This window comes from Marinomonas posidonica IVIA-Po-181, assembly GCF_000214215.1.
Lineage (GTDB): Bacteria > Pseudomonadota > Gammaproteobacteria > Pseudomonadales > Marinomonadaceae > Marinomonas > Marinomonas posidonica.
Window position 1 is genome coordinate 1,281,093 of sequence record NC_015559.1, and the last position, 16,844, is coordinate 1,297,936.

General features: G+C 43.5%; 14 protein-coding genes. 4 read left to right on the top strand and 10 right to left on the bottom strand.

All coding sequences use genetic code 11. The annotated features are described in order from the left end of the window. The first annotated feature begins 390 nt into the window (after positions 1–390). Complete coding sequence (gene gltX / locus MAR181_RS06030) at positions 391–1,872, top strand: glutamate--tRNA ligase (RefSeq protein WP_013795714.1); 1,482 nt, start codon at positions 391–393, stop codon at positions 1,870–1,872. A 128-nt stretch (positions 1,873–2,000) separates the two neighbouring features. On the opposite strand, the gene MAR181_RS06035 is transcribed toward gltX, so the two are convergent. The 9 genes from MAR181_RS06035 to MAR181_RS06075 form a co-directional block, all read right to left on the bottom strand. Further along, positions 2,001–3,887 (bottom strand): methyl-accepting chemotaxis protein, encoded by a 1,887-nt coding sequence (locus MAR181_RS06035; protein ID WP_013795715.1) that lies wholly within the window; start codon positions 3,885–3,887, stop codon positions 2,001–2,003. A 231-nt stretch (positions 3,888–4,118) separates the two neighbouring features. Further along, positions 4,119–4,433 (bottom strand): DUF3301 domain-containing protein, encoded by a 315-nt coding sequence (locus MAR181_RS06040; RefSeq protein WP_013795716.1) that lies wholly within the window; start codon positions 4,431–4,433, stop codon positions 4,119–4,121. A 376-nt stretch (positions 4,434–4,809) separates the two neighbouring features. Further along, complete coding sequence (locus tag MAR181_RS06045; protein WP_013795717.1) at positions 4,810–5,346, bottom strand: flavodoxin; 537 nt, start codon at positions 5,344–5,346, stop codon at positions 4,810–4,812. Positions 5,347–5,367: 21 nt separating this feature from the next. Next, positions 5,368–6,255: a helix-turn-helix domain-containing protein gene (locus MAR181_RS06050; RefSeq protein ID WP_013795718.1), complete on the bottom strand. Its 888-nt coding sequence runs from the start codon at positions 6,253–6,255 to the stop codon at positions 5,368–5,370. Between the two features lie 147 nt (positions 6,256–6,402). After that, entirely contained in the window at positions 6,403–7,770 is a 1,368-nt protein-coding gene (locus MAR181_RS06055) for a sigma-54-dependent transcriptional regulator (RefSeq protein ID WP_013795719.1), read from the bottom strand. Between the two features lies 1 nt (position 7,771). Continuing rightward, entirely contained in the window at positions 7,772–9,847 is a 2,076-nt protein-coding gene (locus MAR181_RS06060; protein ID WP_041651203.1) for an ATP-binding protein, read from the bottom strand. 65 nt (positions 9,848–9,912) lie between these two features. Further along, on the bottom strand, positions 9,913–10,863 hold the full coding sequence (locus MAR181_RS06065; RefSeq protein WP_013795721.1) for an AEC family transporter: 951 nt from the start codon (positions 10,861–10,863) through the stop codon (positions 9,913–9,915). A 24-nt stretch (positions 10,864–10,887) separates the two neighbouring features. Beyond that, positions 10,888–11,565 (bottom strand): response regulator, encoded by a 678-nt coding sequence (locus tag MAR181_RS06070; RefSeq protein WP_013795722.1) that lies wholly within the window; start codon positions 11,563–11,565, stop codon positions 10,888–10,890. An 18-nt stretch (positions 11,566–11,583) separates the two neighbouring features. Next, positions 11,584–12,990: an ATP-binding protein gene (locus MAR181_RS06075; protein WP_013795723.1), complete on the bottom strand. Its 1,407-nt coding sequence runs from the start codon at positions 12,988–12,990 to the stop codon at positions 11,584–11,586. Between the two features lie 502 nt (positions 12,991–13,492). On the opposite strand from MAR181_RS06075, the gene MAR181_RS06080 reads away from it, so the two are divergent. The 3 genes from MAR181_RS06080 to MAR181_RS06090 all read left to right on the top strand — a co-directional run bounded on the left by MAR181_RS06080 (position 13,493) and on the right by MAR181_RS06090 (position 15,497). Then, entirely contained in the window at positions 13,493–14,386 is an 894-nt protein-coding gene (locus MAR181_RS06080) for an acyltransferase (RefSeq protein ID WP_013795724.1), read from the top strand. Positions 14,387–14,512: 126 nt separating this feature from the next. Further along, positions 14,513–15,229: a YebC/PmpR family DNA-binding transcriptional regulator gene (locus MAR181_RS06085; RefSeq protein ID WP_013795725.1), complete on the top strand. Its 717-nt coding sequence runs from the start codon at positions 14,513–14,515 to the stop codon at positions 15,227–15,229. Between the two features lie 70 nt (positions 15,230–15,299). Further along, on the top strand, positions 15,300–15,497 hold the full coding sequence (locus tag MAR181_RS06090; RefSeq protein WP_013795726.1) for a DUF1289 domain-containing protein: 198 nt from the start codon (positions 15,300–15,302) through the stop codon (positions 15,495–15,497). Here the strand turns inward: MAR181_RS06090 and MAR181_RS06095 are convergent. Further along, positions 15,494–16,741, bottom strand: coding sequence for a glycosyltransferase (locus MAR181_RS06095; protein ID WP_013795727.1), 1,248 nt, complete (start codon positions 16,739–16,741; stop codon positions 15,494–15,496). The genes MAR181_RS06090 and MAR181_RS06095 overlap by 4 nt on opposite strands. Between the last annotated feature and the right edge of the window lie 103 nt (positions 16,742–16,844).

The window sequence follows — 16,844 nt, forward strand, 5'->3', positions numbered from 1 at the left end:
TCTTTATCGAAGCAATAAATAGACCAGTAAGGGGAGGTGTGGATTTATTTAGTGCAAAATGAGGCTCTTGTGTGAAACATAAAGAGGCACTGTGAAGCTTCTCTAGACTGAATTTATGCTCTAGTTTGTTGTGATTCTGAATGACTGAAGCTCGCGCTTTGCTCTTTGAGGAAGGTAGAGGCGTCGAAAATGAAGGCTGGATGACAGCGGGGATATACGCTTGATTTTTGTGCGTAACGGATCAATAAGGTGCAATTTTGAGCAGGGTAAAAACTTCGCTAGAAAAATATCCTGACAAGTGAGGAAAAGATGATCGCAGCCCCTTACTCATCGTAGTCGAGATGCTTATAATAGGCGCATCTTTGTAGAAAGCGGATAATTGAGAACATTATGTCTGAGGTAAGAACACGCATTGCCCCGTCACCAACGGGTGATCCTCATGTTGGTACGGCGTATATTGCACTATTTAATATGGCGTTTGCACGCAAAATGGGCGGTAAGTTTATTTTGCGCATTGAAGATACTGACCAGACTCGTAGTACGCCTGAATCAGAAAAAATGATTCTCGACGCTTTGCGTTGGTTGGGGTTAGATTGGGCTGAAGGTCCAGATGTCGGTGGTGAATACGGTCCTTATCGTCAGAGCGAACGAGGCGATATTTATGGCCAATACGCCCGTGAGCTAGTCGAAAAAGGTCACGCTTTTTATGCCTTTGAGACTCCAGAAGAGCTGGATCAGATGCGTGCCGAGCAAAAAGAGCAAGGCTTGCCACAAAAGTACGATGGCCGTGCATTGTTGCTTTCTCAGGCTGAAGTGCAAGCAAAACTGGATGCCGGGGTACCTTACGTCATTCGCATGAAGGTGCCAGAAGAAGGCGTGTGTGTGGTACAAGACATGCTACGTGGCACCATTGAAATTGACTGGGCTCAAGTGGACATGCAAGTGTTGCTAAAAGCCGATGGTATGCCTACTTACCACCTAGCGAATGTTGTGGATGATCATCTGATGAAGATCACTCACGTGATTCGTGGTGAAGAGTGGATCAACTCTGCGCCTAAGCACATTTTGTTGTATCAGTATTTTGGTTGGGACATGCCAACGTTATGTCACATGCCTTTGTTGCGTAATCCGGACAAGTCGAAGTTGTCTAAACGTAAAAATCCAACCAGTATTTTGTATTACCAACGCATGGGTTATATGTCGGAAGCGGTCATTAATTATTTGGGCCGTATGGGTTGGTCTATGCCGGATGAGCGTGAAAAATTCTCATTGGATGAGATGATTGAACAGTTTGATATTCAGCGTGTTTCCTTAGGTGGACCAGTATTCGATGTTGAAAAGCTAAGTTGGCTAAATGGCATGTGGATTCGTGAGAATCTTACCGCTGAAACCTTCGCCCAAAAATACGTTGAATGGGCGCTTAACCCAGAATATTTGATGAAAATCTTGCCATTGGTGATCCCTCGCGTGGAAACTTTTTCTGATGTGGCGGATGTGGCTGGTTTTTTCTTGAAAGGGTTACTACCACTGACTAAAGAAGACTTTGCTAGTATCAAGATGGAAGAGGAAACCCTTCGTAAAGCGATGCAGTTTGCTCTATGGCGTCTAGAAGCTCTGAATCAATGGGAAAAAGACAATATCTTTAATGAGTTGAAATCGCTCGCGCAATCGCTAGAGATTAAACCAAAAGATCTCTTTGCTCCTTTGTTTGTTGCCATTTCAGGTTCTACCGCATCCGTTTCTGTGTTTGATGCCATGGCGATTCTAGGATCCGATATTTCACGTGCAAGAATGCGTACGGCAGTGAATGCACTTGGTGGACCGTCTAAGAAGGAAGCTAAGCGTTGGGAGAAAGAATACGCTGCTCTGTAATCAGAGAGGTATTCTATTAAGGGGGATTTTTAGAGGATAATGCCTTCTACTTGTTGCTCTTAAAGCGCACATAAAAAAACCGGCCAATTGGCCGGTTTTTTTTGTCTATAACATGCCTTTCAGCATGGTTATTGAGTGGTAAAGACACCAGTCTTACTGTCTAGGCTAGAGACCTGATTATGGATGTCTCTGGTATTACCTTCGATGTTATTGATGTAGCTGTTGTCACGTTGTAACTGCTGAGCAATCTTGTCCATCTCTTCACTCATGTGAATGGCGGTTTTTGCGACTTCTTGAATAGAGCGCGCCATTTCAACAGAAGAAGAAGAGCTGGTTTGGGCATTCTGCTCGATTTCACGGATGGCCAGCTCGGCTTTTTCACTGTAATCTTCGATCGCATGCAGATTCTCTTGACCATCTTTCATTGTCTTAATGGCGTTTTGAGTGGAAGATTGAATGGTGCTAACGATGTCTGTGATTTTCGCCGTGGCATCCACCGTTTTCTCTGCCAACGAACGTACTTCATCTGCAACGACCGAGAAACCACGGCCCGCTTCACCTGCACGAGCGGCTTCAATGGCGGCGTTTAAGGCGAGAAGGTTAGTTTGGTTCGCCAAGTCATTGATCATCGCAATCACATTATCAATGTCTTTTGATAGCTGGCCGAGTTCGTTTAGCTGTTCACTGGTTTTGTTTACCACTTTAATCGTGGTCGATAGGTTGGAAATGGCCCCATTGATGGTTTCAGCCCCTAACTTAGCCGACTCATAGGTATTTTGAGACTGTGAGCTTAGATCCTCTGTGGTGTGAGAGATACTCGAGATAGTGGTTGAGATTTCTTCAGTCGCCGCCGCGAGAGAGTTGGTTTGTTCGCTTACCGAACGGTTGCTTTCTGCAATGTTCGTCACTGAGGTATTCAGTTCAGTAACCATGCCACTGACATCGCGTGTGGTGGTGACAACGTCGCCAATGACCGCTCCTAAGCCTGTGGTCATCTCATTGACTGAGCCACATAGGGAGTCAAACTCATCGTTACGTTTGTTATTTACCGTGAGGCGAGCTGTTAAGTCGCCACTTTTAACCTTGCTTAAGTCTGAAATGATTTGGCTCAGGGTCTTTTTCACATCACGGCCAATGCTTGCCATTAACAGTGCGGCAATAATGGCGACAACAATACTGACTATGATAACGCTAATGCTGGCTTGCTGAGAACTTGATGAGGCCTGTTGGCGAGCTTCCGTAACGGCTTGTTGCATGTAATCTGCTGCGGCTAAACGAGTGTCGCTAAAATTGTTTTTAGCTGAACTAAATGCATTTTGCAATTGGGCGAGGGTCTGGTTTTCGTTATCAAAGTTTTCAATGGCTGTGAAGTACTGGTTGATTACTTCACCAAAGCGTTCTTCAAGACCAAAGTTGGTGACACGTTTAAAGAACTTATCAAAGCGCTCCATGAAAAGTGCTTTGTTTGCGGCATTCGGTTCGAATATGTAGTTTTTTTCGGCTTCACGTACAGGTAAGAACTCTTGTTTAACCAGACTGAGGAAAGAAATTTCTTCCGTCACTTTCTCACCTAAACTTGAAATGGTGCCTTTTAGTCCTGATGTGCCATTAAATCCCACTGTTTGCTTCTGAATGACGAGTTGCTTGAGGGCGGTATTGTAAATGTCCAAAGAAGAAGCGATTTTAGTAAGGTTTTCTTTGGCGCCAGTGTCTTGAAGCAACTCAAGGTCTTTGTTCAGAATGACAGTGAAATTTTCATAGTTGCTATCAAGTGTTGTGATAAAAGCATCGAAGCTTGAATCATCAATACTGGAAAGCGATTCATACTCTTCCATTAAAATAATGGTGAGGGATGAAAGATCTTTATCGACTGTTGTGAGTCGATCAAATTGCGATGAGGAAGTCTCTTGAACGTTCAATCCCTGCAATGCGACGGCGGTAACTACCACAAAGCCAAGAACTGCTGCTATTAAGAGAGAGAGTAACTTGGTGCGAAAACTTAGATTAGCCAACATATAATATCCTGCATTTATTATTATTCATCAAACAGATATTCACTCCTAAGAGCCTGACGGTTCTGTCCATACCGTTTCAATTAAGGAGATTTAAATAGCTGTCTAGCTATATTATTGCTTCCTCAATTATTTTTGCAATCTTATTAAAAGCTTTTTAAGGAATTTGCACTTTATAGAATTCCGATTTTGGTTGCTGCGAATGTTTTGTATCAAAGTCTTTCAATAATGGTGTTAAATATCGTGGGGGCTGAGCCAAATATCGGCCTGCTTTTGCCCAAGATAAGTGATGGTGCCAGAATATCGGGCCACACCGGATGAACTGAATTCAAATTTATACACACGTTTAATCATCAAATTGCCTTGATGCCAGCAAGGCCACCACTTTATACCGGCAATGCTTTCATCTAGCAGTTGTAGGTTATAGGACTCACAATGATGCTTAGCGGATAAGGTCGCCTTTTCTCGAATGGTGATGTTACGCCACCAAGCATACAGCATACTAGCCAACAAAAGGGCAATGATAATGTCTGTTAGTTGAAGATTCATAATAGTGATTTCTTGAAAGTCATAATATTCGATATGATAGCGAAATTATCGAATCAAGATAACTAAAAGTGAGTAGAGGTTTTTAGGGAAGGAGAGGGTATGTGTATTTTGGTATATACCAGGGGGAAAATTGGTTGGTTTAAATTTACCTCTAAACATTCACCTCATAATATCCATTAACACCACGATAGAAATAAATACGTGGCTACCTCCAAGCAGGAGAGAAAGGAGAGGTAGCCACGTTCTTTACGCAACGAAGAGCAAGTCGTACAATAACCTCATTGCTACTAAGTAAAATTTGGGCATTCGGGGCAGCGAATGTGTGGGAATCCAAATTGAGTCGTTTACTTAATATCAATGGCCAGTCAGTTGGTTATTATGCGGCCTCTACAGCTCTTTCAGCGTAAAGCTGGATAACCCACTGTTCAATGCGTTCGTCAGTGAGTTCAAATTGTTGGTCTTCATCTATGGCAAGACCAATGAAGTTTTCTTTATCTTCGATACAGGCTCTTGAAGCTTCAAACTCATAACCTGCAGTGGACCATTGTCCAATGAAGGTGGCCTTTGTTGGCAATAATTTTTCGTACAGCCATCCCATTGCGTCGACAAAATAGTCACCGTAACCGAATTGATCGCCTAGTCCGTATAAGGCGACGCTGGTGTTCTCAAGAGAAAGCTCAGAAAGCCCATCTCCTATGTCTTCCCAGTCTGATTGGATGCCGCCAAAATCCCATGTTGGGACACCAAGTATCAACGTGGCGTATTCTTGTAACTGGCTGATTTCAATATCTTTGATATTGAAAATATCAACCTGTTCACCCAATTCTTCCCATTGTTTTGCAATCTTGTGTCCGACTTCTTCGGTGTTGTTAGTGTCAGTACCGTAAATAAGGGCTATTGATGCTTGAGCCATTTTGTAATCTATTCCTATTTCTTAATGAATTTGGCCGTAGTGATGACTACTTACGCCAAAATGTTTAATAAAAGCCGCTTCAAACTGATCTTCAGAAAAGCCACTTTCTGCCACGATGTGAGATTTAGCCGTAGGGTCTTGTCTTAATCTCGCTGCAGCGTATTTTATCTTGCTTTGGGTGCAATAGCTTTCAATTGATTGCCCAACAATCAAATAGAAGCCAATTGTTAAGGCCTCGGTATTTAAACCGGTTAAATGGGCTAATTTTTTGATCGAAATACTGTCATGTTCTGGTGTTTCGATCAGGTTTTGGGCATGGAATAATTTGCTCTGGCAATCTTCACAGCGAGACAAATGACTCAGCATTTGTAACTGCTCAATTAAAGTAAAAATGACAGAGTAAATATGACCCGCCAGACTAATGGAGTGACTTGTGTGAGACAAAACCGGTTCAAGGATTTGTCTTGTTTTATGAGTCATTGGAAGGCCAATAGTCGAACCATTGTCGGATAAGGTTTTCTGCATAGCAGAAAAATGTTGGATAATTTGGTCTTCCGTTTCACCCAGTACAGAAGCGAGTAAACTCGGGCTAATGCGAATCTGCAATAGACTTTGTTGTTGACCTTTTTCCATTTCAAAGTGGCCGCTTAATGGGCTTGCTTGGTAATGTATTTGTACGGATTGAATGTTTTCCACTGAGTGAATGGCATGGGTTCCGAGAAATGAAAAATACAAACCCGCTGGTGCTTCTTCTTGTAGGGTAACCGTTTGTTGAGCATGTATATGATGATTCAACAAGGTTAAGTTAGGTAGCAACGCCAGTCGATGTTTATGCCCAGACAAGACATCCGCAACAGGTTCTTTTACCTGTCCTTGGTTGTCGTAGATATCTTGCATGTGAATTTGCATCTCGTCGTGCCTCTAACTTGATAATGGTTATCATTAAAGAGGGTTTTTGGATTGAATGCAAGTGATTCTCATTAAATATTTTATATAAATTTTCGATCCTTGATATTTTCCTTCCATGACAGGAGCTGAAAGCTCTAAAACACGGTGTTATTTTAAATAGTCAGCTCTATTAAGGCCGTATTTTTGCATTTTTTGGTTTAAGGTTCGCCTTGGCAACTGCAGTTGTTCTAATACTTGTTGGATATTGCCTTCTTGCTGCTTCAGGCTGGCTTCAATCAAACTGCGTTCGTATTCTTGGACTTTAACACTCAGTGGCAGTGGTGTTTGGGTATCGATTTGTTCCTGGGCTTGATAGCCAGCTAAGATTTTGGCAACACTGGTGTTGGCTTCAAGGGCATATCGCAGGGCGACGTTTCTCAGCTCTCGAACGTTCCCAGGCCAACCATAGAGAGTCAGTGTCTCCAAATCAATGGGGCTGAGTGGTCGAAATTCACCGCCTCTTTCTTCAATGGCATGTCGGCAAAAATGTTCGAATAACAAGGGGATATCTGAGCCCCTGTGTCTGAGTTCGGGTAAGTGTATTTGTGACACGTTTAAGCGAAAGAATAAGTCTTGGCGAAAGTCAGCCATGTTTTGTAAATCTTGTTTTGCTGCCGCCACGACTCGAAGGTTTATGCTGATGGTTTGGTTACTGCCAATGCGTTCGAGCTGATTTTCTTGTAAGACTCGTAAGAGTTTAATCTGCATAGCAAGAGGCATGCTTTCAATTTCATCGAGAAAGAGTGTGCCGCCACTGGCTAATTCAAGTTTACCTATACGTTGTTTGTGGGCACTGGTGAAAGCGCCTGCTTCGTGGCCGAAGAGTTCACTTTCAAATAGATCTGCTGGGATTGCGGCACAGTTAATGGCGACAAAGGGGTTTTCTCGACGTGGGCTGGCATCGTGCAATGCTTTCGCGACCAGTTCTTTGCCACAACCGGTTTTTCCATAAACAATCACATGGGCATCTATGTTGGCGAAGGTTTGAATTTGCTGTCGTACTCGAACGATCTGCTCGTCTTGACCGATAATGGATTCTTCTAAGCCGTGTAGATCGCCGAGGTATTGAGTTTGGTTAGCCAATTGTAATTGCGTTTTTCGAGTTTGTTTGGCTTTTTCGACTGTCTGGATTAAGCGATTCGGATCAAAGGGTTTTTCGAGAAAGTCAAAGGCGCCGTCGCGTAATGCATTGACGGCCGTGTCAATGTCACCGTGTCCGGTGATTAAAATAAACGGCAATGATGGATCCTGTGCGAGACATTGGTTCATTAGAGTCAGGCCATCCATTGGTGACATGCGAATATCACTTACCACAATACAAGCTTGATCCGTTTGAAATTGATCAAGTAAGGTTTGTGCTTGTTGAAATTCTCTGACGTCATAATGGGACAGTCTTAGCCACTGTGCCGTCGTGGAGCGCACGATATCGTCGTCGTCGAGTAACCAAATTTCAATCGAAGAAATGTCTTTTTGCATTTTATGCCTTTAATAAGCTTAATCTAAATACTAATTCTGCCGCTTCATTATAACTCGCGTGTAACTTGCCATTCATGTCTTTGGCTAGGTTCGCGCTGATCGCCATGCCCAGACCTAGTCCTTTGCCGATGGGTTTGGTGGTGAAAAAAGGCTCAAATATATGCGCCAGTTTGTCTTCTTCAATACCCGGACCGTTGTCTTTAAACTCTACTAATAGATAGCGCTCATCTGAACTTAATGACATGTCGATGATCGGCTTTATGTTGGCCTCGTTACAGGCTTGGATTGTGTTACTGATTAAATTCGAGAAAATCTGTTCGAGCCGACTCGGCTCAGCTAAGACCAAATCATTTCCAGGGCTTTGTAATTGATGGGTGAGACCTTGGGTTTCTTCTCCTAAGTGGTGCAGAGCGTTTTGAAAACATTGGCTTATAGACGTTGGCGCGAGTTGCTCAGGTCGGCGGTAAGCAAAGACTTTGAGTTCGCTGGTAAGCTTTTGCATCCTTACCACAAGGGATTCAAGGTCAGAGACAACCTTTAACGCTTGTTCGGAATCCTGTCGTTTTAACAGCAGCTCGGCGGTATAGGTGAGTGTGCGGATGCCTGTTAAGGGTTGATTTAATTCATGAGCAATGGCGGTGGACATTTGGCCGATGGCTGCCAATTTTTCGGTGCGCAGAAGCTCTTTTTGGGCGATCTGTAGAGCTTGAGTACGTTCTAGTACCCTGTCTTCCAGTCTGGCATTGGCTTCAAGCAAACTTAGCTCGGCTCTTTTACGCTTGCTGATGTTGAGTAGAGTGACCAGATACCCTAGTGAGTGATTCCACTGTAAGGGCGATACAGACAGTAAAGCAGGAAAAGTGTCTCCATTGTGTTTTTGTAAAATCACTTCTTGTTCGAGGAAATCCTCGTTGTTATGAATGTCACCTCTGCTGAGTGAGCTTAAAAAACGTCGCGCTGTTTGATTTTCTGGTCGTTCGGGTAAAAACACCATCAGATTGTGTGAAATAAGTTGATGATGTTCGCCAAAGTAGCGTTTTCCCATTGGGTTAACAAATGAAATGTGACCTTGGTTGGTGAGCAGCAGTAAACCAACATGAGTGTTTTCGATGAGTACTCTTTGTTGTAATACGCTATTGGCAATGAGATGTTGGTTTTCTAACTTGGAGGCGATTTTCAGCGATCTTTCTCGTCGGTACAGCCAGAATACGAAAATCAAAGCAAAAATGCCCAAACTGATCCAAGCAATATTACGTGTTTTTTTTTGTATGTTATTTAAACTGGAAAGGTAATGGATTTGCCATTTTAAATCGTCCAGTAACACGTCTTGTAATAAGTAGTGCTGATCGTTCAGGTGATAGGTTTTGGCGTTGGTATGATCAAGAAACTGAATGGCTTTGGGGGTATTGAGCCAGTCGCTGGTGATGACGCGGTTAAGCTTATTCGCGACAAAGACTAATTCGTTTTGGTCTGTCATGACCACAAGGTCATCCAACAGGTTCCAGCGCTCAATCAAATCACTGACATTGATTTTTACGGCGATTGCTCCTGATAGCTGACCGGTTTGGTTATAAACCGGTGCCAAGGCCAAATGAGCAGATTGAAAAGCTGTTGGGTTGTAGCCTGAGATGAGGAGGTATTCGCCTTGATGTTCTTTTAAGGTGTTACTTAGATCCGCAAGGTTAAAATAGTCTTCTAGTTGGAAGTTAGGCGATTGCTCGCTCGACAACATCTCCTTTCCTTGAGCCGATAAAATAAACCAGTCTTGAGTTTTAGAAACCTGTGTTAAGTCCTCTAGCTGCCGCTGCATTTGTTTTTTTACAGCTTGTTCATTTGGCTCTTTCATGAAAGCTAACAAAGTTGGGTTGTCTGCTAGGGCATAAGGTAGGATCTGATAGTTTTTCAGTTCATTACGTAATTCAATCACATAATCCAGCAATCTATCTTGGCCTTCATTGTGCTTTTCGATAATGAGAACTTGATAAGCTAATTTGTTCACGACGAAAAACAGCAATGCCATGCTCGCCAGTCCTAAGCTGACAAACGATAGTCTGTGTTTTTGAAATAATGCGATCAAAAAAGGCTCTATTGGGTTACCGGATATTCATAACCAGCACTTATTGTATGTCGCAGTCTGTTGCGTTAGATAAGTGCCAAACTGCGTAACAAGGTAACGCCAATGCTGGTGCTAATCAAGGAAGCTAACGTAGTGATAACAATTATATTGGCGGCAAGCGCTGAATTGCCATTCATAGCACGAACCATGATGTAACTAGCGGAAGCGCTAGGTGCAGAAGACATAAGGAAAAGTACCCCTAACTCCATGCCGCGGTAGCCCAGTAAATAGCCACCAAGCGTGAGTACAATGGGAATAAAGAGTAATTTTCCTGTAGAAGAAATCACCGCGCCAATAATGTTCTTGCGCATGGAACTAAAGCTGAGAGAGGCGCCAGCACATAATAGTGCTAATGGTAATGTCATCTGGGCAAAATAATCACCGGCTTTGTGTAGTGTTGTTGGAAGCTGTAAGCCAAAAATGGAGAACACAAAGGCGGAGAGAATGGCAATGATCAGAGGGTTTTTCGCTATTCCTAAGCAAATCCCTTTTATATTGGTGTTTCCGCCCAAGCCACGAGTCAGGCCAACAACAGATAAAACGTTAAACAATATGGTTACGCCGCCTAAGTAAACGGACGCCACCGCGAACACAGAATCGCCATACGCGTTAACACAATACGCCAGTCCAATAATGCCCATATTGGATCGAAAGGCACCTTGGACCAGTACGGCTCTTTCGGCTTTATCACTAATGCAAAACGACATGAAGAATTCAAGCGCAATGTAGGTGACGACAACCGCAATCATGGCGTAAATAACCAGTGAAAAATCCGTTTCACTGGTTAAACTGGTTTTTGAAATACTGATAAAGAGTAGAGCAGGTAAGGTAATGTTGAACACTAGCTTAGAAGCGGTATCAATAAAGTTGTCATTGATGATTCGAACTCGATAGAGAATGATCCCCAATATCAAAATTAAGAAGATTGGCATAGTAATGGAAAACGAAAATGCCAATACGTCTAAAAAGTTGTTCAACTTGAATCCCTTACTAATAAAGTATTAATCGTTGTTTTCGAAACGGTAACCAGCACCATACACAGAATGAATTACGTTAAGCTCTGGTGCCACAGCCGAAATTTTCTTACGTAACTTTTTAATGTGGCTGTCGATTGTACGATCACTCACCACTCGACTGTCAGCATAGATGCTCTTCATGATGAGGTCACGACCAAACACACGTCCAGGTTCTTTGATCAGTAACTGAAGTAATTGAAACTCTACTGTGGTTAGGTCGATAAGCTCGCCTTTGTACGTCGCACGTAGGCGATCAACATCAAGGTCAAAACCGTCTGTTCTTGGGGATTCTTCTTGATCGAGCTCAACTCGACGTAGGTTGGCTTTCACACGAGCCACAATTTCGCGTGGGCTGAAAGGTTTGCAAACATAATCATCCGCTCCCATTTCAAGGCCAATTAAGCGGTCAATTTCTTCTGCTTTTGCCGTTACCATGATGATAGGAACGCCACTGAATTGACGTACTTGTTTACAGATTTCGACACCGTCTAAACCTGGTAACATTAGGTCAAGTAGAATCAGGTCAACCTGATTGTTTTTAACATAATTGACCGCCACGTCGCCGCGGTCAAGGTGATGATGCTCGTAGCCTGCTTGCTCTAGGTACGCTCCCATCAACTCCGCTAATTTTGGTTCATCTTCAATAATCAGAATCTTGCTCATAATGTTACTCGTTCCATATCAGTTTAAAGGGAGTTCTATTTTTATGCCTAAACCGCCAATAGGGGAATGGTAGGCGTTAATTTTACCTTGGTGACCATCCACAATGTTGGTGCAAATGGCAAGACCTAAACCGCGTCCGCCGGTGGCTCTGTTTCGTGAATTTTCAATACGATAGAATTGTTCGAAGATTCGCTCTTTTTCTTCTTCGCTCACGCCTGGCGCACTGTCTTCAAATAGAATAACGGCTTTTTTGCCTTGTTTCGATAAACTTACTTTCAGTTTTCCTGGGGCATTTGTGTATTTTAATGCGTTATTGATCAAATTCGAGAAAAGTTGATGCAAACGGTCGGCGTCACCAGATAGCTTGATGGGTTTGTTTTCTAAATCTTCAAACTCAATTTCCAGCCCGGCTTCATTGAACGGTAGGGTCATTGTGTGGACGGCTTGCTCAACAATGTCGTTTAGTTCTAGTGCTTCCATATCATAGTTTAAACTGCCCATATCATGCATAGAAAGCTGGTTTAAGTCATCGATTAGTCGTGTGATGTGAATGGTCTCATGTTGCAATGATGCCAAACTTTCCGGTGTTACCTTAATAATGCCATCTTGCATTGCTTCAATTTCACCTCGCAAAATTGCTACCGGGGTTCTTAGCTCGTGAGCGGTATCGGCTACCCAGCGTTTGCGAGCTTCACGGGTATTTTCTAAGGTGCAAGCAAGGTGGTTAAAGTCGCAGCTTAGGTCCGCTAATTCGTCAGTGCCTTTTACCTCAATACGCGTGTCGAAATGCCCTGCAGAGAGTTTCTTTGTGGCCATTCGCATGGTGCAAAGAGGGCGGCTTAACCATTGTGCTAATGGCCATGTGAGCAAGGCGGCAATGGCAAGCATGAAAGCGGAGATCAATAAGAAGGCTTCACCTTGCTGTTTTACAAAGCGCAGAGTCTGATCTTGAACCAGTTCACGTATGGATCTCAATCCGACATAACCAACCACTTTATCATCGACTTTTACCGCGTGTGTCTCTGCGCTGGAGTAAGGTGTGGCACCGATAATAGGGCGTTTTTGTAGATCATACAGTAAAAAACGCTGACGATAATATTGTGATGGATAGATTAGGTCCAAGTTAGGGGTGCTTGGCGGTGGCACAAGATCACGTAGGTTTTCTAGCTTAGCCTTGTGCCATTCTCTTTCCATACGACTTTCTTGTACCAGAAAGTACCAATCATCATAGTAGATGTATAGGTTGGCGGTGCGGTTTGCCATTTGTTCTAAGAAATCGCGGTCCCGTTCTGTTGCATAGGAAACAAAGCCACGATCGAAACTCCACTGAAAGACTTGCCACATGGAAACAATCAATAAAATGTTACTAAGAACAAAAACAGCAAAGAGCTTGTGTCGAATCTTTAAGCCTTTTAATGCGGTCATGGTTGGGCTTGAGTTCCTATTTATTATCCAGCAAAGTGTCGCGGGAAATGGGTAATGACGATATGAGAACGGGTCTTATACCAGGCGAATATTTTGTAAATACGCTAATCGTATGTTTACTATACTGTTTCCTAGCAAAACTTGGCTACTTGTCAGACGTGTAAATAATGAGGATTTCCATTCCATTGGGAGCTCTGGGGAAGGTGCGAACAAGTCCTCTTGCCTCGGCAACCGCTCCTCGGCAACCGCTCCTGCGTTGCCCTACTGCACCACATCCCTGTGGTTATGCATTGCCCTAATAACCTACCTCCATATAGGTATCAGCATGTGGATAAAAGCCTGTTATTCGAGGCGAGTGCCGAATGTGAATAGTTAGCCTATTGCGAGGTGCTCAACAAAGAATACAGTCTTTTAGACCTTTCTCTGAAAGACTGAGGCTTAGTAGACTTATTCGTGCCTTCCCTAGTATGATGCGCCTAATTTTATTCCTTAGAGTTTTGTTATGCCCATGTTTTCCTTTGCTAGAGGCGTTTTTTCGCTCCTTTTAATTATTTTCAATACCTTGCTTTGTTTTGTACCAGTGATGATCTTAGCCATCATCAAGTGCCTCTTGCCCATTGAATCCATTCGGGCTCGTTTGAATTTATTATTGGATCATATTGCGACCTTCTGGATTGGGGTAAACAATTTAAATCAAGGTTATTTTGGCCGATCTCATATTGTCATATCTGGTCAACAAGACTTGCTCAAAAAAGACTGGTACATGTTGGTGGCCAACCATCAATCTTGGGTGGATATATTGGTTTTGCAGCGACTGTTTAATCGCCGTATCCCGTTTATTAAATTCTTTTTGAAGAAAGAGCTGATCTGGGTGCCATTCATTGGCTTGGCTTGGTGGGCGTTAGAGTTTCCTTTCATGAAGCGCTATAGCCCAGCATTGTTAAAGAGGCACCCTGAGTTAAAAGGCAAAGACATAGAAGTGACAAAGAAGGCGTGTGAGAAGTTTCAGCATTTTCCTGTGTCTATTATGAATTTTTTGGAAGGAACGCGTTTCACCGCCGATAAATATCAGCAACAAAACAGTCCATTTAAGCATTTGTTGATGCCAAAAGCGGGCGGTTTGTCGTTCGCATTAAATGCAATGGATGGCAAGTTGCACCAATTAATTGATGTCACCATTGTCTATCCAAATGGCGCTCCGAGCTTTTTTCAGTATCTATCGGGCAAGGTGGAAGAGATTAAGGTGCATGTTCGTACCATGCCAATCGATTTAAATTTACTGGGTGACTACCAGAATGATGCTGACTATCGACACCATTTTCAGCAATGGGTCAATGCATTATGGCTACAGAAAGATAAGCAATTTGACGCCTTGTTAATGCCTAACAAGTCGTAAGTGATTCTGGCTCAACGACCGATTAACATCAGCAGAGTGGGTGTTTTATCTATCTGTTGGAGTTCCTTCTTCTGGTGGTACGAGTTAGAATCTTTCTTTTAAATGGGTAAACAATAGGAATAAGTAATGGGCAGAGCCTTTCAAAATCGCAAAGAGTCCATGGCAAAAACTTCTGACCAAAAAGCCAAGGTTTACAGTAAATACGGCCGTGAAATTTATGTTTGTGCCAAGTCCGGTGGTATTGATCCAAATGGTAATCTTGCGCTGCGCTCATTGATTGATCGCGCGAAGAAAGATCAGGTGCCAACGCATGTTATCGATAAAGCAATTGATAAAGCCAAAGGCGGTGGTGGAGAAGATTTTGATACGGCGCGATACGAAGGCTTTGGTCCGGGTAACACCATGGTCATTGTGGATTGCCTTTCGGATAACCCAAACCGTACCTTTGGTGACGTGCGTACTTGCTTTAACAAGGTGAAGTGTAAGATTGGTGGTCAGGGCAGTGTGAGTCACATGTTTGATCATAGCGCGATTTTTGTCTTCAACGGTGATGACGAAGAGGCTGTGTTAGAAGCCTTGATGATGGCCGATGTGGATGTGACTGACATCGAATTGGAAGATGGCAAAGTCACTGTGTTCGCACCAAACACGGAATACGCTAAAGCAAAAACCGCCTTAACGGATGCGTTTGGTGAGGTTGAATTTGATGTGGATGAAATTCAATTTGTGGCTCAGAATATGACCGAAATTTCAGGTGATGATGTTGAGCAATTCGACCGTTTCCTTGATTTGTTGAATGACCTAGACGATGTTCAGCGCGTTTATCATAACGCCGAGTATTAAATGGCTTGGCACCTTGATCAGCGAAACTGGTTAGGGTGCAAGCTTTCCCCTGTATTGGCTGGAGACACCAATGGATCATAATGAAAACAAGGTGCCATCCCCGTGCGTTAATGTGTGTTACCTAAACGATGATGATGTGTGTGTTGGCTGCTATCGAACTGGCCATGAAATCAGTCAATGGGGACGGCTGGATGTTGCATCTCAACAAGCGGTCATGGAGAAAGTGCGCGAGCGAGAAGCGGCCAGCCAGTTTGTGAGTCAATCCTAATCACTCGTTCGTGGTGATGAGTCCTGTTTGTTTTTCAACTCAATCCATTGTGACATATATTGCGTACTTTTTAAGCTGTGATGCCTGAGCATGAGCCCTAAAAAGTGTTGTTGGCGTAATGGCGTTTTGAGCTGAATTTGTCGCGTCAATCGATTGATCAATTTGCCTTCCCATTCACTGGCTTGATAGCGAGCTTGTAAAATCTGCAAACCATTTTTCTGCAACAGTTGCCAGCTTTGTTGGTCTTCATAGAGTGACACGGCGGCATGAATAAACTCATCCATATCGTCTGTAATTATGCCGTTCCAAGGCCATTCACCATGCATGGATTCAGCGCCAACATGAGTGGTAATGCTCGGTGTTCCGACTTCCATGGCTTCGACTAGTTTACCTTTAATGCCGGCACCAAAACGCAAAGGCGCTAAGCAGATTCGAGCGCTTGCCATAACTTTTTTGGCGTCCTCTGCCCAACCTTTAATATGAAACCCTTGTTTGGGGTTATGCAGTTGGGTGGCTTTAGGGGGCGGGTAAGCGCCGTAAATATGCAGTTCAGCCTGTGGTAGCCGTTGACGTATCTTGGGCCAAATTTGCGTTTTTAATTGCAGTACCGCATCCCAATTTGGTGCGTGGCGAAAGTTGCCTATGCTGATGAAGTGTTGGCGCTGGTCAAAGGCAACAAGTTCTTCGACTTCAGTTGGGGTGTCCAGCATAAACGGCAAATGCATTAGGTGCGTCTCAGGCACATGAAACTTGTCTTTTAATAACTGGGTTTCGAACTCCGAAATCATTAGGGTTAAATCACAACGGTGTATGGCGGCGATTTCGCGTATGCCTTGTTCGCTGTAGAGGTCGGTAAGCTGGAACTCACGTTGCGCTTTCAGTGCATTGTGTCTGGCTTGCCTGAGCGAGTGTAGATCTTCCGTATTTAAGACGCGCAGTGAATCAGGACTGAATTTTTCCACCCGCCAGCCAAATTGCTCTTCCATCATGAATCGATCGAAGATGACAATGTCTGGTTTTTTGTCAGCTATATAGTGGTCAAAGGTATCGCTGTTGAGTTCGATCTGGTCTTGTTGGATGTTAAGTTGACTGAGGTCGGCCATATGGTCGCTGAGTTGCGCAGGACTGGCAAAGGTGATGTGCCATGCTTGATTATAAAAGCTTTGCAGTAACTGCATCATGCGACTGCCAGCAGCCGAGGAGTTGGGTTCTGGCCAAACATAGCCAATCACTAATACTTGCACTTGAATCTCTTCAATGTCGACGGAGGAAGTTTTTGATTCTGTATTTAAACGAGAATCAGGACATATTGTTTCGGCTATTGTATCATGGCGGTCACATTTGTGT

What these genes read in the sequence shown, in the direction of transcription:
- gltX (WP_013795714.1), top strand. Translation starts at nt 391, where the DNA reads ATGTCTGAGGTAAGAACACGCATTGCCCCGTCACCAACGGGTGATCCT.
- MAR181_RS06035 (WP_013795715.1), bottom strand. Translation starts at nt 3,887, where the DNA reads ATGTTGGCTAATCTAAGTTTTCGCACCAAGTTACTCTCTCTCTTAATA.
- MAR181_RS06040 (WP_013795716.1), bottom strand. Translation starts at nt 4,433, where the DNA reads ATGAATCTTCAACTAACAGACATTATCATTGCCCTTTTGTTGGCTAGT.
- MAR181_RS06045 (WP_013795717.1), bottom strand. Translation starts at nt 5,346, where the DNA reads ATGGCTCAAGCATCAATAGCCCTTATTTACGGTACTGACACTAACAAC.
- MAR181_RS06050 (WP_013795718.1), bottom strand. Translation starts at nt 6,255, where the DNA reads ATGCAAATTCACATGCAAGATATCTACGACAACCAAGGACAGGTAAAA.
- MAR181_RS06055 (WP_013795719.1), bottom strand. Translation starts at nt 7,770, where the DNA reads ATGCAAAAAGACATTTCTTCGATTGAAATTTGGTTACTCGACGACGAC.
- MAR181_RS06070 (WP_013795722.1), bottom strand. Translation starts at nt 11,565, where the DNA reads ATGAGCAAGATTCTGATTATTGAAGATGAACCAAAATTAGCGGAGTTG.
- MAR181_RS06075 (WP_013795723.1), bottom strand. Translation starts at nt 12,990, where the DNA reads ATGACCGCATTAAAAGGCTTAAAGATTCGACACAAGCTCTTTGCTGTT.
- MAR181_RS06080 (WP_013795724.1), top strand. Translation starts at nt 13,493, where the DNA reads ATGCCCATGTTTTCCTTTGCTAGAGGCGTTTTTTCGCTCCTTTTAATT.
- MAR181_RS06085 (WP_013795725.1), top strand. Translation starts at nt 14,513, where the DNA reads ATGGGCAGAGCCTTTCAAAATCGCAAAGAGTCCATGGCAAAAACTTCT.
- MAR181_RS06090 (WP_013795726.1), top strand. Translation starts at nt 15,300, where the DNA reads ATGGATCATAATGAAAACAAGGTGCCATCCCCGTGCGTTAATGTGTGT.